The sequence below is a fragment of the Paradesulfitobacterium ferrireducens genome (assembly GCF_017310645.1).
Taxonomy (GTDB): domain Bacteria; phylum Bacillota; class Desulfitobacteriia; order Desulfitobacteriales; family Desulfitobacteriaceae; genus Paradesulfitobacterium; species Paradesulfitobacterium ferrireducens.
The window spans coordinates 204,869-229,022 of record NZ_JAFLRH010000040.1 but is presented as its reverse complement, the minus strand read 5'-3'; the positions used below and the strand labels follow the sequence as shown (position 1 = coordinate 229,022).

At 51.3% G+C, this 24,154-nt stretch carries 25 protein-coding genes; all 25 read right to left on the bottom strand.

All coding sequences use genetic code 11. From position 1 onward, the window contains the following. Positions 1-155 precede the first annotated feature (155 nt). The 25 genes from recN to J0X21_RS13715 all read right to left on the bottom strand — a co-directional run bounded on the left by recN (position 156) and on the right by J0X21_RS13715 (position 23,937). Complete coding sequence (recN, locus tag J0X21_RS13835; protein WP_206812777.1) at positions 156-1,847, bottom strand: DNA repair protein RecN; 1,692 nt, start codon at positions 1,845-1,847, stop codon at positions 156-158. A 12-nt stretch (positions 1,848-1,859) separates the two neighbouring features. Then, positions 1,860-2,309, bottom strand: a complete 450-nt coding sequence (gene argR, locus J0X21_RS13830) for an arginine repressor (RefSeq protein ID WP_206812776.1) — start codon at positions 2,307-2,309, stop codon at positions 1,860-1,862. A gap of 4 nt (positions 2,310-2,313) precedes the next feature. Further along, the gene (locus tag J0X21_RS13825) at positions 2,314-2,898 is read right to left on the bottom strand and encodes a class I SAM-dependent methyltransferase (RefSeq protein ID WP_206812775.1); all 585 of its coding nucleotides are present in this window, start codon (positions 2,896-2,898) and stop codon (positions 2,314-2,316) included. Beyond that, a complete protein-coding gene (locus J0X21_RS13820) occupies positions 2,891-3,706 on the bottom strand; it encodes an NAD(+)/NADH kinase (protein ID WP_206812774.1) in 816 nt (271 codons plus the stop codon). The genes J0X21_RS13825 and J0X21_RS13820 overlap by 8 nt, the downstream gene beginning before the upstream one ends. Before the next feature lie 354 nt (positions 3,707-4,060). Continuing rightward, positions 4,061-4,876 (bottom strand): TlyA family RNA methyltransferase, encoded by an 816-nt coding sequence (locus J0X21_RS13815; RefSeq protein WP_206812773.1) that lies wholly within the window; start codon positions 4,874-4,876, stop codon positions 4,061-4,063. Next, positions 4,873-6,759, bottom strand: a complete 1,887-nt coding sequence (gene dxs / locus J0X21_RS13810; protein ID WP_206812772.1) for a 1-deoxy-D-xylulose-5-phosphate synthase — start codon at positions 6,757-6,759, stop codon at positions 4,873-4,875. The genes J0X21_RS13815 and dxs overlap by 4 nt, the downstream gene beginning before the upstream one ends. Beyond that, a complete protein-coding gene (locus J0X21_RS13805) occupies positions 6,734-7,345 on the bottom strand; it encodes a hypothetical protein (RefSeq protein ID WP_206812771.1) in 612 nt (203 codons plus the stop codon). The genes dxs and J0X21_RS13805 overlap by 26 nt, the downstream gene beginning before the upstream one ends. A gap of 33 nt (positions 7,346-7,378) precedes the next feature. Then, positions 7,379-7,819: a divergent PAP2 family protein gene (locus J0X21_RS13800; RefSeq protein WP_206812770.1), complete on the bottom strand. Its 441-nt coding sequence runs from the start codon at positions 7,817-7,819 to the stop codon at positions 7,379-7,381. A gap of 10 nt (positions 7,820-7,829) precedes the next feature. Next, positions 7,830-8,696, bottom strand: coding sequence for a polyprenyl synthetase family protein (locus J0X21_RS13795; protein WP_206812769.1), 867 nt, complete (start codon positions 8,694-8,696; stop codon positions 7,830-7,832). Between the two features lie 48 nt (positions 8,697-8,744). Beyond that, positions 8,745-9,185 (bottom strand): exodeoxyribonuclease VII small subunit, encoded by a 441-nt coding sequence (gene xseB / locus J0X21_RS16120; RefSeq protein ID WP_328812958.1) that lies wholly within the window; start codon positions 9,183-9,185, stop codon positions 8,745-8,747. After that, the gene (xseA, locus tag J0X21_RS13785; RefSeq protein WP_206812768.1) at positions 9,182-10,390 is read right to left on the bottom strand and encodes an exodeoxyribonuclease VII large subunit; all 1,209 of its coding nucleotides are present in this window, start codon (positions 10,388-10,390) and stop codon (positions 9,182-9,184) included. The genes xseB and xseA overlap by 4 nt, the downstream gene beginning before the upstream one ends. 134 nt (positions 10,391-10,524) lie before the next feature. Next, positions 10,525-10,947: a hypothetical protein gene (locus tag J0X21_RS13780; RefSeq protein WP_206812767.1), complete on the bottom strand. Its 423-nt coding sequence runs from the start codon at positions 10,945-10,947 to the stop codon at positions 10,525-10,527. 1,251 nt (positions 10,948-12,198) lie between these two features. Beyond that, positions 12,199-12,825 carry a cyclodeaminase/cyclohydrolase family protein gene (locus J0X21_RS13775; protein WP_206812766.1) on the bottom strand — a complete coding sequence of 209 codons (627 nt, stop codon included), beginning with the start codon at positions 12,823-12,825 and terminating at the stop codon, positions 12,199-12,201. After that, the gene (locus J0X21_RS13770) at positions 12,825-13,676 is read right to left on the bottom strand and encodes a bifunctional 5,10-methylenetetrahydrofolate dehydrogenase/5,10-methenyltetrahydrofolate cyclohydrolase (protein WP_206812765.1); all 852 of its coding nucleotides are present in this window, start codon (positions 13,674-13,676) and stop codon (positions 12,825-12,827) included. The genes J0X21_RS13775 and J0X21_RS13770 overlap by 1 nt, the downstream gene beginning before the upstream one ends. Before the next feature lie 124 nt (positions 13,677-13,800). Next, a complete protein-coding gene (gltA, locus tag J0X21_RS13765; protein WP_206812764.1) occupies positions 13,801-15,192 on the bottom strand; it encodes an NADPH-dependent glutamate synthase in 1,392 nt (463 codons plus the stop codon). Beyond that, positions 15,192-16,028, bottom strand: a complete 837-nt coding sequence (locus tag J0X21_RS13760) for a sulfide/dihydroorotate dehydrogenase-like FAD/NAD-binding protein (protein WP_206812763.1) — start codon at positions 16,026-16,028, stop codon at positions 15,192-15,194. The genes gltA and J0X21_RS13760 overlap by 1 nt, the downstream gene beginning before the upstream one ends. A gap of 253 nt (positions 16,029-16,281) precedes the next feature. Then, complete coding sequence (locus J0X21_RS13755) at positions 16,282-17,277, bottom strand: tRNA (adenosine(37)-N6)-threonylcarbamoyltransferase complex transferase subunit TsaD (protein ID WP_206812762.1); 996 nt, start codon at positions 17,275-17,277, stop codon at positions 16,282-16,284. A gap of 35 nt (positions 17,278-17,312) precedes the next feature. Beyond that, positions 17,313-17,732, bottom strand: a complete 420-nt coding sequence (gene nusB / locus J0X21_RS13750) for a transcription antitermination factor NusB (protein WP_206812761.1) — start codon at positions 17,730-17,732, stop codon at positions 17,313-17,315. Then, positions 17,729-17,995, bottom strand: a complete 267-nt coding sequence (locus J0X21_RS13745; protein ID WP_206812760.1) for a DUF2273 domain-containing protein — start codon at positions 17,993-17,995, stop codon at positions 17,729-17,731. The genes nusB and J0X21_RS13745 overlap by 4 nt, the downstream gene beginning before the upstream one ends. Then, positions 17,992-18,507 (bottom strand): alkaline shock response membrane anchor protein AmaP, encoded by a 516-nt coding sequence (gene amaP, locus J0X21_RS13740; protein WP_206812759.1) that lies wholly within the window; start codon positions 18,505-18,507, stop codon positions 17,992-17,994. Before amaP ends, J0X21_RS13745 begins: the two co-directional genes overlap by 4 nt. 51 nt (positions 18,508-18,558) lie before the next feature. Beyond that, complete coding sequence (locus J0X21_RS13735; RefSeq protein ID WP_206812758.1) at positions 18,559-18,954, bottom strand: Asp23/Gls24 family envelope stress response protein; 396 nt, start codon at positions 18,952-18,954, stop codon at positions 18,559-18,561. Positions 18,955-19,033: 79 nt separating this feature from the next. Continuing rightward, positions 19,034-20,380: an acetyl-CoA carboxylase biotin carboxylase subunit gene (gene accC / locus J0X21_RS13730; protein ID WP_206812757.1), complete on the bottom strand. Its 1,347-nt coding sequence runs from the start codon at positions 20,378-20,380 to the stop codon at positions 19,034-19,036. A gap of 11 nt (positions 20,381-20,391) precedes the next feature. Beyond that, entirely contained in the window at positions 20,392-22,332 is a 1,941-nt protein-coding gene (accB, locus tag J0X21_RS13725; protein WP_206812756.1) for an acetyl-CoA carboxylase biotin carboxyl carrier protein, read from the bottom strand. Between the two features lie 213 nt (positions 22,333-22,545). After that, positions 22,546-23,400 (bottom strand): YitT family protein, encoded by an 855-nt coding sequence (locus J0X21_RS13720; RefSeq protein WP_206812755.1) that lies wholly within the window; start codon positions 23,398-23,400, stop codon positions 22,546-22,548. A gap of 177 nt (positions 23,401-23,577) precedes the next feature. Next, a complete protein-coding gene (locus J0X21_RS13715; RefSeq protein ID WP_206812754.1) occupies positions 23,578-23,937 on the bottom strand; it encodes a response regulator in 360 nt (119 codons plus the stop codon). Positions 23,938-24,154: the final 217 nt, after the last annotated feature.

The following is a 24,154-nucleotide window of genomic DNA, read 5'->3' as shown; positions in this document are numbered from 1 at the left end:
TTAAAATGTCCAGATATCTTTGATTTCATCCTCTAAAATCCGTTCCACGTTTTCTAGTGCTTTGCTAAATTCCCATAAAAAAATTGAGCCTTAACGCTCAATTTTAATCAACTGCCTCTTTGCTAACTTCGTTATTATTATTCTTAGAATATATTTCAAAAACTATAATTCGAATTTGAACCAAAATGCTGCAAGAGCTCAAGCGCGTGCTGCCTTGTAATCTCCTCTTGTTCCCCGCCCAGCATGCGGGCTAGTTCCTGAACCCGTTCCTCCACGGTTAATTTTTTAACATGGGTTCGGGTACGGCCGCCTGATATGTCTTTATAAATTCCGTAATGCTCCTCGGCAAAAGCAGCAACCTGGGCCGCGTGGGTAATACAGAATACTTGTTTATAACAGGCGATTTTACTCAGTTTTTCTCCGACTTTAATTAAGGTACGCCCGCCAATCCCGCTGTCTACCTCATCAAAAATAAAGGTGCCTACCGTTTCGACCTGGGCCAGCATGCTCTTAAAAGCCAGCATCAGGCGCGAGATTTCTCCGCCGGATGCAACCTTGGACAATGGTTTGAGCGGCTCTCCCGGATTCGCACTGAAGAAAAACTCAGCGTCCTCGCTGCCGCTAAGTCCCGGCTCAGTCCGTTCGCTGAAACGCACTTCTACTTTACTTTGTTCCAGAGCCAAATCCTTTAGTTCACTTTCAAGCCCGCGTTCCAGCAGCAGGGCCTGCTCTTTTCTGGCAGCACTGAGTTTTTGGGCCCAGTGCTCGTATTCCTTAAGCTGCCCGGCTTTTTTCAAAGCGATCTCTTCCAGCTTTTCCTGCATATGCGTGATCTGATCCAGTTCTTGAGCCAGTTCAGAGCGCGTTTTCAACACTTCTTCTGCCTGATTCCCGTATTTGCGCAGGCGGTGGAGCTGGTTTAACCTGTCTTCGATCTCATCCAGCCGTCCGGGTTCAAAGTCAAAACTCAATTGATAAGCCCGGATTTGATCAGCCAAGTCTTCGACGGTGTAATATACATTCTCCAGCGATTCAAGCAGACCGGTGCAGCTTTCGTCTATGCGCACCAGTTCCTGCATGAATTTGTGCACCTGCCCCAAGATGTCATAAGCCGCCGGGGTACCCTGAGCCCCCCTGTAGAGCAGCGCGTGGGATTGTCCCACTAGGTTCATAATCCGTTCCGCATTGCTCAGGCGCTTCTTCTCCTGTTCCAAGATTTCTTCTTCTCCCGGAACCGGGGCGACTTGGTCGATTTCCTCGATTTGATATCGGAGCAAATCCTCGCGCCGCTCCCGCTCCTGCTCGGAAAGCTTCAGCTCCTGTTCTTGATGCACCAGTTCTTTATAGGAACGGGCTAAGGCCCGAACCTTGTCTAATAACTCCTGTTGCTTGGGCCCGCCTAAAGCATCCAGGAGCTTTAAGTGATTGTCCGCCCGCAGTAAGGACTGCTGCTCCATTTGCCCATGAATGTCCACCAAGTTGTGACAAAGGGTTTTATAAAGAGATAAGGGCACGGAACGGCCCTGAATCCGGCAGATATTGCGGCCGGAAATGTTCAGCTCGCGAAAAAGGAAGAGCTGGCCCTCTTCTGCCGGGTATCCTTCACTTTCCAGGTAATCCATGACTTCCGCAGGCAATTCTGCAAACACACCTTCCAGGCGGGCCTGTTCTTCCCCATGCCGGATCAAATCAGCGCTCCCTCGGCCCCCCAGCAGAACGCCCAGGGCATCGATCAGCATGGATTTTCCGGCACCCGTTTCCCCGCTGAATAACGTGAGGCCTTTGCCGAAAGTCAGCTCAACCTTTTCCATTAAGCCAAAATTCTCGAGGCGCATTTCTAAGAGCATCTCAATCTCCCCTTACAGCAGCTGGTTAATCCGTTCCAAAACCGCGGAGACGGCTTCTTTGGGCTTAATCACCAGGAGAATGGTATCATCCCCGGCCACGGTGCCGATGACTTCTACCCAGTTGCTGTTATCCAAAAGGGAGGCTAAGGCATGGGCATTGCCCGGAATCGTACGGATAAGCACCAGGTTTTCACTGTCATTGATTGAGACGACCGTTTCCCGAAGCATGCGTTTCAGGCGTTCATGGAGGTTGGACGGGTGCTTTTCACCCGGAATGGCGTAGCGGTATTCATCATCACTGGTGGGAATTTTGATCAGGCCCAATTCCTTAATATCGCGGGAGACTGTGGCCTGGGTGACATCAAAACCCGCTTCCCTCAGTTTTTCGGCCAACTCTTCCTGAGTATGGACCGGTTCCTTGCTAATCAATTCTTGGATTTTCATATGGCGGCGGGCTTTCATATGCTCAATCCTCTCCGATCTTTTGCACAAGCACCCATGAAGGCGCTTCTTTCTTCTGATTTAAGTAGTTTCCGGCTAAGACACTGTACTCTTTAGGCGGTAAAGACTGAAGCAGGGTTTCAACGGCTGCTGCCTCTGCCCCGGCCCCCGGATGCCCCCGGTACAGGGTCAACGCCAGCACCCCGCCCGGCTTCAGCCGTTTGAGTACAGCCCGGATAGCTGCAAGGGTTGAGGCGGGCTCAGTCGTAATCTGATGGTCACTGCCGGGAAGATAACCCAAATTAAACACGGCTGCCGCCAGTTTGTCCTGAACGACTTGGTCCAGGGCAGCGTGGTCGAGCAGATATAGCATGACTCTGTCCTTAAGCCCGTATATCTCAAGAAGTTGGCCGGTTTCACGTATGGCCTCTTCCTGAATATCCAGAGCATAGACTTTTCCGGCAGCGCCAACGCACTCGGCCAGAAATACCGTATCGCGCCCGCGTCCGGCCGTGGCATCAAGCACGACATCCCTTTCTGCAATAAATTGCTTTAAGAGCAAGCGCAAAAGCCCCTGAATATCTTGAATCCTTTGAATGCGCTCAATCATGCCAGCGGTCCCTCAATTTTTCCCGCACCACCCTGGGGAAGCTCCGGCTACCCAAACGAATAAGCAAAGCCTTAAGGGCAGAGCGGCGGATGCAGATGGTTTCTCCGGGATGCAGCACCAGGTGATGCTGGCCGTCGAAGGTTACATCACAGGTACGGCCCCGTGCTAATAGAATTTCAATCTCTTCTCCATGAGATACGACCATCGGCCGGGCCGACAATGAATGAGCGGCTAAAGGAGTAAGTATAATCGCTTCCACATCCGGACTCACTACCGGTCCCCCGGCTGAGAGAGAGTAGGCCGTTGACCCTGTGGGCGTGGCTACAATCAAACCATCGGCCGGATAGCTGACGGACGGCTCTCCGGATAAATTGGCCTGTAAGGTTATCAGCCCTTCTGAACTTTCGCGCATAAAGACCACATCATTTAAAACCGTGGTGCTGAAGCTGCCCTCTCCGCTTCCGCGCAAGCTGGCTTCCAGCATTAAGCGTTCCTGCACCACAAAGTCTTCCCGCAGGATTTTCTCCAAGGACACAAACACTTCATCCCGCTCAATCTCACATAGAAACCCCAAGCGGCCAAAGTTAACCCCCAGCACCGGTATGCCTAAGGGAGCGGCTTCCCGCGCCGCTTCCAGAAGGGTGCCGTCCCCGCCTAGAGAAATCAGGAAGTTAACTTTCTCGCGCGCACCTTCCTGCCATTTGGGAACAACCTCCCACTGGCGTGACCGGAACCAGTGCTTGAGTTGGAGGGATAAGTTTTCAGTTTCGGGCTTGCTTTGATTGGGCCAGAGGCCGACAATGTTCATGGATGTCTCCTTAAGGTAATTTGGTGGGATGGCCAAGCCGCAGCCCCGCTCACCTGGGTGCCGGATGCTCGAACAGCGTGAAGCTGTTCGCCGAAGGATCGAGTTTGTTGGCTTCGCTAACGCATCCGAAACCCTTCTGCTTTCTGCATGTGCGCCGCGTTATGTGCCGTCCATGGCACACGCGGCATCAGTCCCGTTAGTCCTTGCACGGACTAACGCACTTGTTTCCGTGGACTAGTCCCGTCGGTGCGTTTAACGCTACGCCAACTGCACTCGCTTAACGCTCCTCTGCTCAGACGGTTCGCTAAGCAAATGCAACTTCCTGATTTTATTCTTCTAGTGGGTGCTGCAAGTCTAAGTAGTTTTCTGATGAGCCTGATTGACTAGCTCATCTAGGTTGTTTCTCCAGTCGAAGGCAGGACCGGGGGCTGGGGTGCGGGTGAGCCAGGCGAGGAATTCGATGTTTCCTTCCGGGCCGCGAATCGGAGAGTAGTCGAGGCCGCGCACGCTGAAACCCTGGTGTTCGGCTTCTGTCAGCACGTCGTATAGAACTTGCCGCTGGACACTTTTATCCTTGACGACACCTTTTTTTCCGATATGTTCGCGCCCGGCTTCAAACTGGGGTTTAATCAGGGTCATGACTTGCCCGTCCGGTTTGAGGATGGCGGCCATGGCGGCAAATATCTTGGTGACGGAGATGAAAGCCACATCGCAGACGACCCAGTCCACCGCCTCCGGCAACGACTCACGGTCGAGATAACGGGCATTTACCCGTTCATACACCACTACGCGCGGATCGGTGCGCAATTTCCAGTCAAGCTGCCCATAGCCCACGTCGATGGCATACACTTTTTGGGCTCCGTTTTGCAAGGCACAGTCTGTAAACCCGCCGGTCGAGGCGCCGATGTCGGCCACCATCAACCCGTTAAAGTTTAAGTTAAATACTTCTACCGCTTTCGCCAGCTTCAAGCCGCCCCGGGATACATAAGGGAGACTGTCTCCTTTGACTTCCAGCAGAGCACCCTCCGGGACTTCCATGCCGGGCTTGTCCGCTCTCTGCCCGTCGATATATACCAATCCGGCCATGACCGCGGCTTTCGCCTTTTCCCGGCTTGCGGCCAAACCCTTTTGCACTAACAACAAATCCAATCGCTCTTTCCCTTTGCTCATGACCTGGCAGCCCGCCGTCCGACATGCAAGCGTTCAGCCGCTCCCAGAATCCCTTTCACCGAAAGTCCGTAGGCCTGGTGCAGTATCGGGATCGACCCCTGATCCACAAACCCGGGATAGCCTAAGCGTTCTACGGCAACCCCGCTTAACCCTTCGTCAGCCAATATTTCAAGCACAGCACTGCCCATGCCTCCGCTTAACACGTGATCCTCCACGGTGATAACGTGTTTGGTCAGGCGGGCATAGCGCAAAATAAGTTCACGATCAAGCGGGTTCAAATAGCGCAGGTTAATGACGGCGGCGTCGACCCCGCGGTGACGCAGCTCATGAGCAGCCAGTTCACAAGTGTTAACCAGGGGCCCGACCCCGATGATGGTTAAATCCCGTCCATCCCGCACAACTTCCCCTTTACCGATGGGGATCCCTTGAAAGTCCTCATCCAATTCAACGCCCTGCCCTGTTGAGCGCGGATAACGCACGGCCGTCGGCCCCTCGTGGCGCATGGCGGTATAGAGCATATGACGCAGCTCGTTCTCATCCTTAGGGGCCATCAAAACTAAGTTCGGAATCACGCGCAGAAAGGAAATATCAAAAACTCCATGGTGGGTTGGGCCATCATCCCCGACAACCCCGGCCCGGTCAATAGCCAGCACGACCTTGGCACCCTGGAGGCAGACATCATGCAATACCTGGTCATACGCCCGCTGATAGAAGGTCGAGTAAATCGCCACCACTGGTTTCATTCCCGCCAAGGCCAGCCCGGAAGCAAAGGTCACTGCATGCTGCTCTGCAATCCCCACGTCAAAAAAGCGCTGAGGAAATTCCTTGGCAAACAGCCCCAAACCCGTGCCCGTGGGCATGGCTGCCGTAATCGCGACAATCTTATCATCGCGGCGGGCCAGCTCACACAAAGCATCCCCAAAGACCTGGGTATAAGTCGGAGGGGAGGATTTCTTGGGAATCTCACCCGTTTCCGAATTGAACGGCCCGACCCCGTGAAACACATCCGGGTTGTTCTGGGCCGGTCCAAATCCTTTCCCTTTGCGCGTCACCACATGGACCAGAACCGGTCCTTTTTTCTGCTTGGCCAGTTCAAAGACTTGCTCCATCAGCATCTGATCGTGCCCGTCAATCGGGCCAAGGTAAGTAAAGCCCAGCTCTTCGAATAAAAGACCTTGTACTAAGAGGTATTTGAGGCTGTCTTTGGCCTTTTCCGCTGCTTTCGCAACTTTAGAGCCGATGCCGGGGATCTTTTTGATCATGGTTTCAAGATCGGCCTTGCGCTTGTCATACCGGGGGTCTGTGCGCAGGCGGTTAAGATAGGAGGACATGGCCCCAACATTCGGAGAAATTGACATCTCATTGTCATTGAGAACCACAATCAGGCTCGTACCGTTATGTCCGGTATGGTTCAAGGCCTCATAAGCCATACCGCCGGTCATGGCCCCGTCTCCGATGACCGCGACCACATGATAGTCATCCCCGGTCAAATCCCGCGCTTTGGCAAAGCCGACTGCCGCTGAAATCGAGGTACTCGAATGTCCGGTTTCAAAACAATCATGCTCGCTTTCCGCCCGTTTGGGGAAACCTGATATCCCGTGATAGAGGCGCAGGGTCTTAAAACTTTCGCGCCGTCCGGTTATCAATTTGTGGACATAGGTCTGATGCCCAACATCCCAGATGATTTTGTCCTTGGGACTGGCGAAGGTGCGATGCAAGGCCAAGGTTAGCTCCACTACACCTAAGTTAGGGGCCAGATGCCCGCCATTGGCGGCGACCACCCGGATCATTTCCTCTCTGATTTCTGCGGCCAGCTGTTTCAGTTCGGCATATGTGAGCGCCCGTAAATCCTGGGGTTTATGAATTTTTTCGAGTAGGCTCATTTTTTCTCCCCCTGCGCTTTTTGGGCTTGGTCAACGTCCATCCCGTAAGTTTTTCCACCGTTGCAATCAATCTTCCGACTAAGGCAATAATTTCATTGGCCTCCTGAATCGCAAAGGTTTTCCCGGCCGCCTTGCCTGTGATCGTCAGAGATGCGGCCAGGGCAAGCATTCCCGTATTAAGCCAGATTTCATAGGTTGACAACGCCGGGGAGTAGCGTATCAGATCTAAAACAATGGTAGCCGCAGTGACGCCGCTAAGGGTACCGGCCACATCCCCGACAATATCATTGGAAAAATTGGCCACGACATCCGCATTGCGAATAAGATACACCGCTTGCTGGGCTCCAAACACCCGGTTCGCCGCCCGCGCATGGTGCGGGGCTTCGGTGGCCGCAGTCGCTGCCATCCCGATAATGTCGAACAGAATCCCTGTCCCGATCACTGCCAGCAAGAACACTCCTGCCGCCAACAGTGAAGAATGGCGTACCAGCAGTTCCGAGCCTATCCCGACCAAAGCAGCGGTCAGGAAGGTGCCGACAAATATCAAGAGCAGATGCTTCCATCCCTTTGTTCTCTTAGACCCCAATCACTACCCTCCCAAAATCATGCCATCAAACCATCAAGCCAGCAAGCCCACAATCGTTCCCAGCAAGGCACCCCCAAACACTTCTAAGGGAGTATGCCCGATCAGCTCTTTCAAGCGCTCTTGGGCCAGATCAGAACTTTGATGAAAACGTTCGACCAGCTGGTTGATGACTTCCGCTTGTTTTCCCGCTTCCCGCCTAACCCCGGCAGCATCATACATCACAATGAGGGCAAAGACCGCCGCCACGGCAAACAGGGGGGACTGCCAGCCGGAATACTTCCCGATTCCCAGGGCCAAAGCAGAAACCATGGCTGAATGGGAACTCGGAAATCCTCCTGAACTTAAAAGCAGAGCCAAGTCCAGTTTTTGCTGAATTAATAGATTAATCCCAACCTTTAACACCTGGGCAATAATCCAAGCCGTAAGGGCTGAAAGGAGAATGGTATTGTGCAAAATGCCAGGAAAAATGGTCATGTGAAACTCCTTAGTGTTGACGTTGTTCGATGTAGTCTGCAAAACCGTTCAAGAAAGCTGCATTTGGGCCAAGCCCTTTAAGGGACTGTTTCGCTTTCGCAATTTGCTTGTGCAGATGCTCTTTGGCACCCTCCAGACCAAGCAAGGAAGGATAAGTGGCTTTGTGCCGGCGCAGGTCACTGCCAACCGTTTTCCCTAAGAGTTTACTGTCTCCTTCGATATCTAAGATGTCATCTTTGATTTGAAAAGCGAGTCCGAGAGCTTGGGCATAAAGGGTAAACGCTTCGAGCTCCGGCTCTGACCCCCCTGCCAGAATGGCGCCTAAGCGGGCGGAAGCGACCAGCAAAGCCCCGGTCTTATCCCGGTGGATTTGTTCAATCTCTTCTAGAGTCAGGCTCCTATCCTCTCCGGCCAAATCCTGAACTTGCCCGAACACCATCCCGCTTTTGCCGGCAGCTGCCGCCACTTCCCTTAGGACTCGCAGCTGGCGCTCGGGCGCAATCGGCAACGGCTCAGCCAGGAGCTCAAAGGCATAAGTAAGAAGCGCATCTCCGGCCAAGACGGCGATTCCCTCCCCAAAAACCTTGTGGTTGGTTAGTTTGCCCCGCCGGTAGTCATCATCATCCATCGCCGGGAGGTCATCATGGATGAGGGAGTAAGTATGAATCATTTCCAAGGCGCACGCTGCCGGCAAAAAGTCTTCCGACTTCCCGCCCAAAGCCGCTCCCGATGCCAGGGCCAACACCGGCCGAATGCGCTTGCCCCCGCCTAAAAGGGAATAGCACATGCTTTCACTTAAGATACCCTCACCCCAGGGTAAGTTCTCAAGATAATTTTCTATCATCTCCTGATAAGACCGATACTGATCCACGAACATTTTCAGGCTTCATCCTTCCGCATGCTTGTAGGCGTTTTGTTTTCAAGGCTAGAGGTTGGCTTTTTCTACCTTCAGCCCCCCGTCCGGACCTTCAAGCAGTATTTGCATTTGGGCTTCCGCTTGGTCCAGCATGCGGTTGCATTCTTGCACCAGCTCTACCCCTTCACGAAAGAGGGCCAACGCCTGTTCGAGCGGAATGTCCTTCTGCTCCAGGCTTGCAATAATTTGTTCCAAGCGCCCGACGCCTTGCTCAAACCCCAGTCCACCCTTGGTAGGTTTTCCTTGAGCCTCTATCTGAGTCTTAGGTTTTTCTTCTTTCACTACTAATATATTGTCTAAGGTATCCACAACCTCAAGCTGATCGGATGAGTCAATCATTTCCGTTAACTTCAGATCTTGATTCTCCTTAACGCCGTTCGTAGCCGACGCATCATCATTTTCTATTGTCCCGAAGAGTTCTTGCTGAATCTCTTGTCGTTTCGCGCTCACGCTTCATTCTCCTTTGCCAGAACTTGGCATTTAAGGGATCCTTCCCCCAAACGCACTCTTACTTCCGTCTGCACTTCCACTTCCCGGACAGAACGGATCAGTTTCCCTCCGGCATCATAAGTCAGGGAATAACCCCTCCCCAGGATCGCCAACGGACTGAGAAGATCAAGTTTAGCAGCCAATAGCTTTAGTATACCATTTTTATCCGAAACAAATCTAGTCATGCTGCCGGTAAGCCTGTCTGCAAGTTGGTCCAACTGCTGGCGGTTTTGTTCGACGCGCCAGAAAGGGTTGGCCAAAGGGCCTCTCCCTGCCAAAAAATCAAGCCGCTGCCGTTTGCCGGAAATTTGGGCGGCCATAGCTTGCTTTAAGCCCTGGGACAGCAGGTTTACTTCAGCATAAAGGTCGCTTAACAGAGGAACCGCCAGTTCAGCGGCAGCGGACGGGGTCGGTGCCCTTAAATCGGCCACAAAATCGGCAATGGTCACATCGGTTTCATGCCCCACGGCAGAGATGACCGGAATTTCAGAGGCGGCAATCGCCCGGGCTACCTCTTCCGTATTAAAGGCCCACAATTCTTCTAAAGATCCGCCGCCCCGGCCGACGATAATGACATCGACCCCGCCCCAGCGGTTAAGACGCCCCAGAGCCTGCGCGACTTCCCGCGGAGCCGCCTCTCCCTGCACGGCCGCCGGGGCTAAGACCCAGGAGAGCCGCGGATTGCGGCGGCTAAGGATATTAAGCACATCTCTTAAAGCAGCCCCTGTAGGACTGGTCACAATCCCGAGGCGGCGCGGCACGCGCGGAATGGGTTTTTTGCGGCTTTGCTCAAATAACCCTTCGGCGGCTAAGCGTGCTTTCAGCTGCTCAAAAGCCAAGTACAATGCCCCTACACCGCTGGGCTGCAGTTCTTCGGCATACAGCTGAATGCTCCCGTCACGTTCATACATGCGCACTCCGCCGCGGGCCAATACTTTCATCCCGTCTTGGGGCATAAATCCAATCCGTTCCGCCCTGCTTTTAAACATCACGGCCTTAAGACTCGCATGCTGATCCTTCAGAGTAAAATACCAGTGGCCGGATGGCCGGTGGTTTTTAAAATTGGATATTTCCCCACTGACCCATAAGCTTTGGAATGTCCCCTTTTCATTCAAGGTGCGCGTAATTTCACTTGCAAGCTCAGAAATCGTCCAGATTTTCGGCACACGATCACCTCATGTCCATCATACACAAAAAAGGGCGGTTATGGCAAGTTTCAGCTGATTAGCAATATCGAAGAGTCGAAAAGTAAAGACTTTCAATAAGCTTTACTTATTGAACGTCTTGCAATAATCTCAACTTAGCTTAACCAAACCTGGACACTTAATAAATTTGCATATTCACCTGTATGATCAAACCAATAATTGTAATCGTACGAGCCGGAGTTGAGTCCAATGATTTGAACCTGATGCCAAGCTTCGGTTATCTGATCATTATCTTGAAAATCCCAGTTATAATAAGATGCATAATTGGTTGAAGAAAGGGATTGATAGCCTGAAGCATAAGAAACAGACCCTACCCAATAGTCCTGGTTTACATACCAGTGGGTTCCTAAGGATGAAGGATTTGCAGCCCAGACTGATTTACTTCTATTACTGAAAGCAGCAGTATTGTCTATTAGAACTGCCCAACTTAAACTTTGTGATGTTCTGGCTAAATCTGCATAAACCGGATCATATGTTACCACTGTTACTGATGCTGAATAACTTCCTTTTGTGCGCACGTTGTGCGCTTCATATACATTTCCCAGAAATCATCGCTCCTGCGATGCGATGTAAGACAACCGACTAACCTCATGCGAAAGCCTCTGGGGGACAACAGCATGTCGGTAAAGTCAGGATCAGAAAGCAACTGCTGTCGAGTAGCCTGGCGAGTCAGGCCATATATGGTAAAGCCTGTGGGCTGAATCCGGGTCTGTGGCTGTGGAACGCTGCCGGACGTAAAACACCGGTATCAATGGGTATCTCCAATATAAGAAGGATTGGGGATAAGCAGGCCTATTGACGCACCTGCGATAAGCAGGGTAACGACCAACCGGATACCTACGTATGGAGACACTATATGGAGCTGTCAAACGTGACCTGCCTAAGTGCCGTTCTTGGCATATGGCAGAGAGCCCTAACAGTAGCCTAACACACCTGCCGCTGATAATGACGTGCCCTTTCTCGGATATATCATCCGCAAGGGCTCTGTCAAAGACAGCAAGAAGGGGCGGGTTACTTTGCTAATCCGCCTATTTCATCCCATAAACTAACTTATTATTCATTTTCGCCTTTGCTGCAGGGTTTAAGATTTCACGCAAATCACTTCCTTTCTGCAATTAGTGAAGTTTTGCAAGGTTTTTGAGTTAGATGATTTATTCGGTCTCACTCTCTATTCTCTAAAATAAACCATAGATCATTTCGCAAAATATTTGACTATGCCGTCAGAGATTTTAACCGGAACGAATATATAATGAGAAATATTCCCAAGGGCAAAAGCAGAGGACCAAAACACATTATCCCTAAAAAGGATATAGCTAGAAGGATTAAGGCAGGAATGCCAATCAGCATAACTTTACGCCGATATATCCCTATACTCGACACAATGGATAGTAAAAATATTCCAATGGGCCAAAGTAGCAAATTCCACGCTTGGTGCATAATAGCATAATCAAAAACGCTAACTGATACACTTTTACCGTCTATATATCCAATATACCCAGACCCCCATAACATTCGGAAACCGATAAGCAGGGCGAACAAAATAGGCAAGATTACAAAAATCCATCGTTTCAAAGTTCCTCACCTTCCGTTAAGATTAATTTGCTCTAACAAATTGTTCTCTTTCAGTTTATGTATCTTATTCATAGTAATGCTTTTTGCCATCTCATCCCTACCTTTGACAAATTGGTTTTTGCTAGAACAAAACCCCCAGCTGTATTTATGGAAATACAGCTGGGGGTTCTTCTTTTTAGGCTATGCCGCTAGCGTTGCTACAGCCTGCTTTGCACGACTTCCACGGCCTCTGCCGCCAGCTTGGCGGCCTGTTCAAACATTTGGGCCCGTTCCGTTTTGACCTTCTTCTGGTACAACTCGTCTTTGATTTGAGGCAGGTTAATATCCACGCTGAACATAGCGGATTTTAGGGCGCTCTCTGCTAAATAAGCAGCTACACCGACATCGCTGATCGCTCCCTTGTTGCCGATAGGAGCTAAAGCATGGGCCAGCTTTAACACTTCAAAGCAGTTGCGGGCAATGCCAAGCGGGGTATCGGTTGCTGAAACCAATACTTCCTGCATCTTTGCTGCCCTGGCAGCTTTTTGTTCATCGGTATCTTTGGGGAGTTTGAGGACTGCCATGAAATTCGAAAACTCGGCGATATCCTGGCTCAACCCTTTTTTCAGGGAATCAAGCAAGGCTTGCCCTTGGCCCAGAATCTCCTGTACTTGCGGTTCCACATCTTTGTACTTTTCTTTGCCCACCGTTAGGTTGGCTACCATACAAACCATGGATGCCGCTAACGAGCCTACGTAGGCGGAGACGCTGCCGCCGCCGGGAGTCGGGGCAGCACTGGCGGCCTGGTTTAAGAATTCCTCAGTACTCCATTGCCAAACATCCATTACTTACCCACTCCTTGCAGTTTAATTCCCTTCAGCACATTCTTCATGATAAGGGCTGTGGTCAAAGAGCCGACTCCGCCCGGGACCGGGGAGATCATGCCGGCAACTTCCTTAACCGCCTCAAAATCCACATCTCCGCAGATTCCGTCTTCCGTCTCATTAATACCGGCGTCAACCACAATCGCACCGGGCTTAATCATATCTTTCTTAACCAGCTTTGCTTTGCCGACAGCAGCCACCACGATGTCTGCCTGACGAGTGAATGCTCCAAGATCCGGGGTCCGGGAGTGACAGATCGTAACCGTGGCATTGTGTTTTAGAATCAGGAAGACAAGCGGCTTGCCAACGGTTTCTCCCCGGCCGACTATCACGACATGCTTTCCGGAAATCTCCACGCCGGAACGAAGCATGAGTTCAATACAGCTTTGGGGAGTGGCCGGGAACAATCCCTCTTCCCCGCTTAAGATGTACCCGCGGTTGATGGGGTGCACTCCGTCCACATCTTTTTCGGGGAGAACCGCTTTCATCACGGTTTCTTTCGAAATATGTTTAGGCAGCGGGAGTTCAATCATAATCCCGTGTACGTTTTTATCTTGATTTAAGCGCTCGATCAGCCCAAGCACTTCCGCCTCAGGAGTGTCTCCCGGCATAGTGAAAAGTTCAAAGGCTATCCCTAAGTTTTCGCTTACTTTTTGCTTGGATTTGGCATAGACCACGGAAGCCGGGTCATCCCCCACCAGGATAACCGCCAATTTAGGATTGACACCTTTTTCTTTCCACTGTGCCACTTCCTGTTGAATCTCTTCTTTCAGAACTTTGGATACTGCTTTCCCGTCGAGTAATTGAGCCAAAATCAGTTCACTCCTTCCACATAATCATATCTCAGTTTACCTCAAGAGGATCACTGTATGTAAGTGCCGGGCCAAAGGCCCGGCACCCATTCCGAGCTGCAAATTTAGTATGGTACCCTATTTCTTAATTCTTGCTTTTGAGATAAGCATCAATGGAAGCAGCTGCTTTCTTGCCGGCACCCATGGCCAGAATGACCGTAGCTGCACCCGTAACGATATCGCCGCCGGCAAAAACCCCAGGCTTGGAAGTAGCCAGAGTTTCTGGATCGGCCACAATATTGCCGCGCTTATTCAGTTCAAGTCCGGGGGTAGATTTGGTTACGAGCGGGTTCGGTCCTTGACCGATGGCGACAATCACGGTGTCCACTTCAATTTCGAACTCAGAACCCGAAATCGCTACCGGGGAACGGCGTCCGGATGCATCCGGCTCGCCCAGTTCGTAGCGGAGACAGGTCATGCTCTTAACCCAGCCGCGCTCATCTCCGTGAATCGCCACCGGATTGGTCAGCAAGCGGAATTGAACCCCTTCTTCTTCCGCATGCTCAGCTTCTTCTTTACGGGCTGGCATTTCTTCGCGCGAACGGCGGTAAATAATCGATACCTCTTCGGCCCCTAAACGCAAAGCGGTACGGGCACCGTCCATGGCCACGTTCCCCGCGCCTAAAACCGCCACCTTTTTCCCGACTTTAACCGGGGTCGCATATTCCGGGAACTTGTACCCTTTCATCAGGTTGGTCCGCGTTAGGAACTCATTGGCGGAGTACACCCCGTTTAAGTTCTCGCCGGGGATGCCCATGAAGTAAGGAAGCCCGGCTCCGGTCCCGATAAAGACCGCGTCATAGCCGTTTTCCATTAATTCATCCACAGAAGTTACTTTACCCACCACTTGGTTGGTCAGAATTTCTACACCCAGCTTTTCCAGGTTGCCGATTTCTCTTTGCACAATTTCTTTCGGAAGACGGAACTGGGGAATCCCGTACATGAGTACTCCGCCCGCCACATGCAGGGCTTCAAACACAGTCACTGCATGCCCCGCTTTGGCCAAATCCCCGGCACAGGCAAGTCCGGCCGGGCCGGCACCGATGATGGCAACCTTCTTGCCGCTGGGCTGTACTTTTTCAACAGTACCATCACCGTGCTTCATTTCATAATCGGCGGCAAAACGTTCCAGACGGCCAATGGCCACCGGCTCCCCTTTAATACCCAGGATACACTTGCTTTCACATTGGTTTTCCTGCGGGCAGACGCGGCCGCAGATCGCAGGCAGAGAGTTTTTAACTTTCAGGACTTCGGCCGCTCCCAGGAAGTCCTCTTCCGAGACCTTCTTGATGAAATCCGGAATCAACACTTCAACTGGGCAGCCGGTGCGGCAGAGAGGGTTCTTGCACTGGAGACAGCGCTGAGCCTCCTCAACCGCCATTTCTCTGGTATATCCTAAAGCAACCTCGTCAAAGTTATGCGCCCTTTCCTGCGCGTCTTGGCAAGGCATTTCATGACGCGGAACTTTCAGTGCCATTAGTGATGCCCCCCTTCACACTCAAGTCTGGCTTTAGCGCGGTTCTCTTCATCTTTGAAATACGCCAGGCGCTGCATCGCCAATTCCCAATCGACCAAATGCCCGTCAAATTCCGGACCGTCGACACAGGCAAACTTCGTCTCATCCCCAACGCTGACGCGGCAGGCTCCGCACATCCCGGTGCCGTCAACCATGACCGGGTTCAAGCTGACAATCGTCTTAATTCCTAAGGGACGGGTATAGTCGCATACGGCTTTCATCATGATCATAGGACCAATCGCCCAGATAATATCTACTTTTTCCCCACGGTTTAAGACATGGGCCAACCCGTCGGTGACAAACCCTTGAATGCCCATACTGCCGTCATTAGTTGCAACCACTATTTCATCACTGGCTGCCCGCATTTCATCTTCCAAAATCAGAAGATCCGCACTGCGGGAACCAAGAACGGAGATCACTTTATTGCCGGCTTCTTTCAAAGCCCTGGCAATCGGGTGAACCGGAGCAATTCCAAGCCCGCCGCCGATACAGACAACGGTGCCGTATTTTTCAATCTCGGTCTTCACGCCCAAGGGACCGACAAAATCAAGGAATGCGCTTCCTTCTTCCATTTGGTTGATGAGCGCCGAAGAATAACCTACGTCTTGGATTACAATCGTGATGGTTCCTTTTTCTCGGTTGAAATCCATCACAGTGAGAGGAATACGTTCGGATTTCTCATCCATGCGTACAATGACGAATTGGCCAGGCTCAGCCTTGGCCGCCACAGCCGGTGCTTCGACCTCCAACAGGACAATCGAGGGGGCCAGCTGTCTTCTTTTGACTACGCGGTACACTCTACACTCCTCCTTGTATTGTTCTTGACATTCCCCGGATAATCTGTTAGGACTATGATGTTTTCTCTGATAAAGGGATCTTAAAGCTGGTACAGTTTTTAGTATAAACTTGGCCTTGAAAAAATAGCATAAAAAACTACGTAGATAAGAGCATTATTTATAGTAAGCACACCGAAAAACGAGCCTAATTCGGAAAAATCGGCTCGTTTTTGATCCCTTAACCACCTTGTCTATTATAACACATTTTTTGATTTTAAAAAGAACTAAATGAGAAAAAAGATTTAACTCTCTCCCTTGTCAAAAAGGCTACCCCAATCGCATTGTCACGGCTCCAATTGGGTTCGGCCCAGTAAAGCCGAGGCCGATTACGATGGCTACGTAATTTGGCGTATTTAGATAAGCGGCGCTCGATTTCAGCGCGCACAAAACGGTTGGCCGCCACTCCGCCCACCACCAGAACCTGCCCCAGGCCTGTGTGTTCCATTCCGGTTAAGATTAATTTACTGATTGTGCGGGCGACACACCCTTCCACCGCCCGGGCTACATCTTCCGGAGCTGTTCCTTGTTCCAACAGGCGGCGAGCCGCCGTCTCCACCCCGGAAAAACTCACCTGAAACCCCTGAACCGAAGACGGCAGCATAGTCTCCGCACCCGGGCCCGCGTGCCGGGCCAGCTTTTCCAAAGCGGGACCGGCCGGAAACGGAAGACCAAGCAGCACTCCAACCCGATCCACAAACTGCCCGGCATGGAGATCAGTGGTGCCGCCGAGAATCTCAATCTTGAGGCTGCCCGGTTTCTCTCTTTCTACCAGCAGGAGTTCGGTTGTGCCTCCGGAAAGATGAACTGCCAATATCTTATTAGAAAGCTCCTTCGAAAGACCGCTGGAATAAAGTCCTGCCGCTGTATGCCCTTCCTGGTGTGTGGTTTCAAAGAGAGCCAGTCCCCGGGCGCTGGCAATGGCCGCAGCCACCGCGTACCCGGCCGTAAAAACCGGCATATATGAACCTTCCTGAGGGCGCGGCTTTAGACTCACACCCACCCCGCCCAGTTCCTTCCACAAGGCCGGCGGCACTTCCCGCACCAGCAGAGGGAGGTTCCGGACATGCTGAAAAAAAGCAGCTGATTGGGCCAAGCCCGTCTCCCCCTGCGCAACATCAAGGACACGTCTCGCCTCCCAGATCAGCCCGCTTTCATCCACAATCGCCAAAGATGTTGTGTAGACGCTGGTGTCAATTCCCAAGTAGTTCATGAAATAGGATCTCCCTCGAAACCTTGAGATAAAACTTAAGACTCTAGCTTCCCGCTCTTGGCTAACAGCTTATCCAGAATTCCGTTGATGAATTTGGCCGATTCCGCTCCGCCGAAACGCTTGCCTAATTCTATGGCTTCATTCAGGCTGACCGGTCCGGGAATATCCGAACGGTAAAGGATTTCAAAGGCTGCCAGGCGCAAGAGATTACGGTCTACTCCCGCCATTCTCTCAATTTTCCATTCCGGGGCCAATTCTCCCAACCTGCGGTCGATTTCCGCCAAATTCTCCAGAGTCCCTTGAACAAGTTCCATGGCAAAAGGAATACTGGTCTCAGGCACGCCGAATTCTGCGGCCCAGTGTTTGACGACGGCCTCCACATCTTGAGATTCTTTAGTTAAATCCAGCTGGAATAAAACCTGTAAAGCCGTCTCGCGGGCCAATCTCCTGCTCATCTTCTGCCTCCTGTTTGTGTATTATTCACTATCCGGTCAAGCCAGGCGGGCAAATCCCGGTGGTCATCATGGCGTTTGCCCAGAAAAAAGCCAACGGCAACAAACAAGGCCAAAATAAGCGCCTGCCAGAATCCGATGAGTACGACTAAAATTCCCAAGAGAAAGCCTGACCCTGTGCCGATGAGTTTCCCGGGGTGATTTTCTAAAGCCCAGAGAAAAAACCGGGAAATTTTCTCTCCCAATCGGGCCCAAAAGCTGCTCATTTCACCCGGGCCGGGCGCATGTTTTCATGACTGCGCACCAGCACCTTCACCTCGGCTACCCGGATTCCCGTATAATGCTCGACATCTTCCTTGACTCTCAGCTGCAACTCCGCAGCCGTTGCCGGGATCACTACTTCCGGGTTAAACTGGCTGACAACCGTTATCTCCAGACCGTCCTCACGCGGTTTAAGGCTGGAGGAAACACTCCGCACCCCTTGGACACTCTGGGCACCTTGACTGATAATCTCCTGGATAGCCTCCTGGGTTACTCTTACTTCCCCGTGACTGGAGAGGGTATTAAAGACCATGGCAGGAACTCCGCGCGGGCGGAAAAAAAGTAAAAGTCCGGCCAGCAAAAGCACTAAAGCTGCGGCAGCGCTTTCCCAGGTATTATACTTTAACCAATCCAAGCCTTCGACAAGCACCGCATACGGCCAAATCCAGCCGGTGGCAATCGCGAAGATCCAAGCCGCAATCAGTACCAGCAAAGCCCCAATGACATATCCTAACATTTTGACACCTCTTTCAGAAACCCCCCCTGGCTTGCCAGGGGGGGTTATTGATTACTTCAGTCGGTGTTCTTCTTCGGTTTTATCTGGCAAGGCCCGGAAGTTTACACCCTGTACATGTACATTGACTTCGACAACGGCCAGTCCGGTCATACTCTCAATCGCATCTTTCACCACTTCTTGAACTTTGACCGCGACTTCCGGAATCGATACCCCGTATTCCACAACTAGGAAAAGATCCACCGCGGTTTCTTGTTCCCCGACTTCCACCTTAACCCCTTTGGCTAAATTCTTGTTGCGCCCGAGCATGTGCGCCAAATCACCGACAAAGCCGCCGCTCATACCCGCAACCCCGTCAACTTCAGAAGCAGCCAACCCAGCGATGATTTCCACCACTTCATCCGCAATCCTGATTGCCCCCAGCGTTCCTCCCATTGCCTGTTTCTCCATGCCGTCACCTCTTTTACCGAATTTAACCAAATCATTGCTATAACAATTATAGCAGAATAACGTATGCCTGGCAAAGGGCTTATTCCCCTAAAATCCGGCGCTGAATAAAGTTGGTGTACACTTCTCCCCTGCGGAAAAAGGCATTGTCCAATACTTTTAGGTGAAAGGGAATGGTTGTAGGCACGCCTTCCACCACGAATTCCTGTAAAGCCCGCTTCATGCGCATGATGGCTTCTTCCCGGTCAGCACCCCAGGTAATCACTTTCCCAATCATCGAATCATAGTAAGGAGTAATCGTATACCCCTGATACACGGCACTGTCCACCCGGACTCCCGGCCCCCCCGGCGGATGGTAAATTTCCACGGTTCCGGGCATCGGAATGAAGTTCTTATCCGGATTTTCCGCATTGATCCGGCACTCAATCGCCCAACCCCGGATTTGCACATCCTCCTGAGCAATGCTCAGATGTTCTCCGGCGGCAATCCGGATTTGTTCTTTTACCAGATCCAGTCCCGTCACTAATTCCGTGACCGGGTGCTCCACTTGAATCCGGGTGTTCATTTCAATAAAGTAATAATTCCCGTGCTTATCCAGCAAAAATTCAATCGTACCGGCACTGTAATAGTTGGCAGCCTGGGCCGCTTTGACCGCGGCTTCTCCCATCTGCGCCCGCAGCTCGGGAGTTAAGGCACTGGATGGAGCCTCCTCTAAAAGCTTTTGATTTCTTCTTTGCAGGGAACAATCCCGTTCCCCTAAATGAATCACATGCCCGTGCTTGTCGGCCATGATCTGAAACTCGATGTGCCTAGGCTCTTCCACATATTTCTCGAGATATATCTCGGAATTGCCGAAAGCCGCCTGGGCTTCAGCCTGAGCCGCCTGAATGGATTTAGCCAGTTCTTTGGAATTCTGGGCAATGCGCATTCCTTTGCCCCCGCCGCCTGCGGAGGCTTTAATCATAACCGGATACCCGATATCCGCCGCAATTTTGGAGGCCGTCCCGACATCCGTAATTAACTCTTTCGATCCCGGAACGACCGGAACTCCTGCCTCAATCATGGTTTTGCGCGCTTTGGCCTTATCCCCCATGATCTCAATGGCGGTGGTTGAAGGGCCGATAAAGGTGATGCCGCAGGACTCGCAGATTTCAGCGAAGCGCGCATTTTCAGCTAAGAAGCCATATCCGGGGTGGATCGCATCGACACCCGTCAATTCAGCGGCACTGATAATATTCGGGATATTAAGGTAGCTCCGGACGCTGGGAGCCGGGCCGATACACACCGCCTGGTCCGCTTCTCTCACATGCAAGGCATCCCGGTCCGCTTCCGAGAACACCGCTACGGTCTCAATCTCCAATTCCCGGCAAGCCCGGATGATGCGCAGGGCAATCTCGCCCCGATTCGCAATCAGGATTTTTCTAAACATCCAAATTCTCCTTATTTCTGAATCTTGAAGAGGGGTTGGCCATACTCAACCGGCTGCCCGTTGTCCACCAATATTTCTACGATCTTGCCCTCAACTTCCGCCTCAATCTCGTTCATCAGCTTCATGGCCTCAATAATGCAGACGGTTTGCCCTTCACGCACATGCTGTCCCAACTCCACAAAAGCGGGGGCATCCGGAGCGGCGGCCCGGTAGAAAGTTCCCACCATCGGGGAAGTAATGTAATCCGCTTCATCGAACTCTTCCTCTGCCGCTACTGGGGCAGCCTCCGAGCTAATAGTTGGAGCAGACTGCACCGGGGCGCTGACCGCAACCGCAGCCGTTGGAGCTGTCACCGGGAGAGCGGCAGTGATGGCGCTTCCTTTACGAATGGAGACTTTTACCCCTTCACTTTCCAGGTTAAGTTCTGAGATTTCTGTTCCATCTATAATTTTAATCAGTTCTTTAATTTCATTTAAGTTCATTTTACTTGAATCCTCCTTTGATCTAAGGGTCGCTGCCGGCTTCGGCGCGGAAGCCGGTACTGAAGCTGCACCCGCCATGCCTGCTTTACCTGGTGTGCCCGCTGCACCTGCTGCACTGGCTGCTGCAGCCTGGGAACCGCCTTCCTGCCTCTCTTCCAAGAATTTCTTGGCCACCTGGGGAAAGAGCGCATAGCTGAGGACATCTTCCTTCGAGAGGGCGAATGAGGCGCTGTCCCTTTCCGCTTTGGCCAAACCGGGTTCGAGCAAATCAGCAGGCCTGACGGTCACCACTTCATCATCCCCGATGATTTTTTTCTGAACCTCCGGACTAATCGGGGCAGGCGGGCGGCCGTACAATCCCCGCACATAATTCTTCACTTCTCCAGGCACTAATTTATAGCGTGCCCCGCTGAGCACATTTAATACAGCCTGGGTACCCACAATTTGACTGGTGGGAGTGACCAAAGGCGGATAGCCCAGATCAGCCCGCACTTTCGGAATCTCGGACAGGACATCATGAATGCGGTCAAGGGCCTTCTGTTCTTCCAGCTGAGAAATCAGGTTGGTGATCATCCCTCCCGGCACTTGGTGCTCAAATACCCGCATATCGGAAATCCGGGTAACTCCCCGCTCAAACCCTTTATGCTTGCGCAGGTTCTCAAAATACTGGGCCAGTCTGAACAACTGTTGGATATCGAGCCCGGAGGAATACTCGGAATCCTGCAAGGCTCTGACAACGGTTTCCACCGGGGGCTGGCTGGCCCCGAAGGCCAATGATACACTGGCGGTGTCAATCACGTCAACTCCGGCTTCAGCTGCTTTCAAATAAGCCCCGACTGCCATCCCGCCGATATAGTGGCTGTGCAGCTGGATCATTACCCCCAGTTCGCGTTTGAACAGAGATACCAGCTCATAAGCCTTGAAGGGCGTCAGCAGCCCGGCCATATCTTTAATGCAAATCGAATCCGCACCTAATTCCACCAGCTCGCGCGCCGTCTCCAAATAATGCCCGATGGTATGCACCGGGCTTACCGTATACACCACCGCCGCCTGGACATGGGCTCCGGCTTTTTTGGCGGCCTTCATCGGGACCACCATGTTGCGCACATCATTTAAGGCATCAAAAATACGGATGATGTCAATCCCGTTTTTCACGGACAGCGAGACAAACTCCTCCACCACGTCATCCGGGTAATGCTGGTACCCGACCAAAGACTGCCCCCGCAAGAGCATCTGGAGCGGAGTTTTGTGCACATACCGCTTAATCGTACGCAGGCGCTCCCAAGGGTCTTCGCCCAGGTAACGCATACAGACGTCAAAGGTCGCACCTCCCCAGACCTCCAAGGAGTGATATCCTACCGCATCCAATTCCGCTAAAACCGGCAGCATGTCTTCCGTGCGCATCCGGGTGGCCCATAGGCTTTGATGGGCATCTCTTAGGGTAGTGTCTGTGATCTTAACCGATTTCACTGCCCTTCTCCTCTCTTATGTTTGATACAGTGTTTTTGGTCTTAGGAGTGAATTTTTTCACCTTGGGAAACAATTCTATAGCCTACTAAACAATAGATGGAGTCAGAAACTCCATCTCGAAGTAAGTCTTCTTTATTATATGGTTGAGAACGTTCTTTTTCAATTCAATTGAGGGAAGTATACAGTATTTGTGATTCTAGAAATTTTAATAGTTCAATGAATGGCCCGTTTCTTAAAGCTTCCGCCCATCACATCATGTACGTCCGTAATCGTGACAAAAGCATTGGGATCGGTCTCGTCAATAATTGATTTTAATTTCGCAACTTCCAAACGGGTTACTACGGAATACAAGGCTCCTTTGGCTTCTTTACTGTAGCAGCCTTTTCCTTCCAGTCTAGTCACTCCCCGGCCTAACCGGGCCATTAAGCGTTCAGAAATCAGTTCCGGATGATCCGAGACAATCATCACGGCTTTAGACTCATCCAACCCTTCAATGGTCAAATCAATCACCTTAAAGGCAATGAAATACGCTATCAAAGAGTACATCGCCCGGTCCCAGCCAAACACGAAACCGGCACTGCTCAGAATAAACAGGTTGAAGAACATGACAATTTCCCCAACGGAAAAGCCTGACTTCTTCGAGAAAATGATGGCGACAATTTCCGTACCATCTAAGGATCCTCCGTACCGAATGATGAGTCCTACTCCAATGCCTACGATAATCCCGCCGAAAACGGCTGCCAGCAGTTCATCCTGGGTCAAACCGGGTACCGGATGCAGTACGGACACTCCGATCGCAAGCCCGGTAACCGCGAAAGCCGTGGATAAAACAAAAGTTTTCCCAATTTGCTTGTAGCCAAGAAGGAGGAAAGGAAGATTCAAGACAAGGATAAAAATCCCTAAGGGTTGACGGAAGAGATAGCTTAAGATAATGGAGATCCCGATGATTCCGCCGTCAATAATATTATTGGGAACTAAGAATATCTCTAGACCTATCGAGGCAAAGGCTGCCCCTAAAAGCAAAAAGCTGTATTTTTTGAGGTAGCGCCAAACAAGTTTTTTCTTCATTAGTTCCTCCTATCTTTCTGCATGTGTCCCTTACAATTATTTTATCAGTAAATGGAGTTCCTAACAACTTAAGAAAATTTTAGGAGTCGGACCCCCGGTGTATCGATGTATCAAGAATGAGAAAAAGCCGCCCACTCATGGCGGCTGTTTACTAAAACTTGCGGGCAACCTTTTTTCCTAAGACAGATATTTCGTGACGGTCTTCAACAGCTCTTCCGGGCGGAAGGGCTTTACAACAAAATCAAGGGCACCGAGTTTTAGTGCTTCCCGTACCATGTTCTCCTGAGCAATCGCGCTGCACATTACAACTTTAGCTTTAGGCTCAAAAGCAAGAATTTCTTTCAATGCCGCCAAGCCGTCCAACTCAGGCATGGTAATGTCTAATAAAGCCAGATCAGGCTTATGCGTTTGAAAAAGGCTTACAGCCACTTTTCCGTTTTCCGCTTCGAAAATTTCCGTGTAACCTTGGCGGGCTAGGATTTGCCGAATCATCAAACGCATAAAACTGGCGTCATCGGCTACGAGAATAGTGCTCATACCCGGGTACCTCTCTCTCTTGATTTAAGCAGCGAAGGTATCTACTTTGAAATTGCCTGCAAGAATAATTTGCCTGTTTTCATTCATGAGATTAATATAGAAGATTCGTGCTCAAATCAAAATTTCCTTCCCAATCTCTAAAGTTCTGTATCCATTAATCCGGTGATGAGGCCCGTACATTAACACTGAACTAACCCGCCCTAAAGTCCCCCGCCTT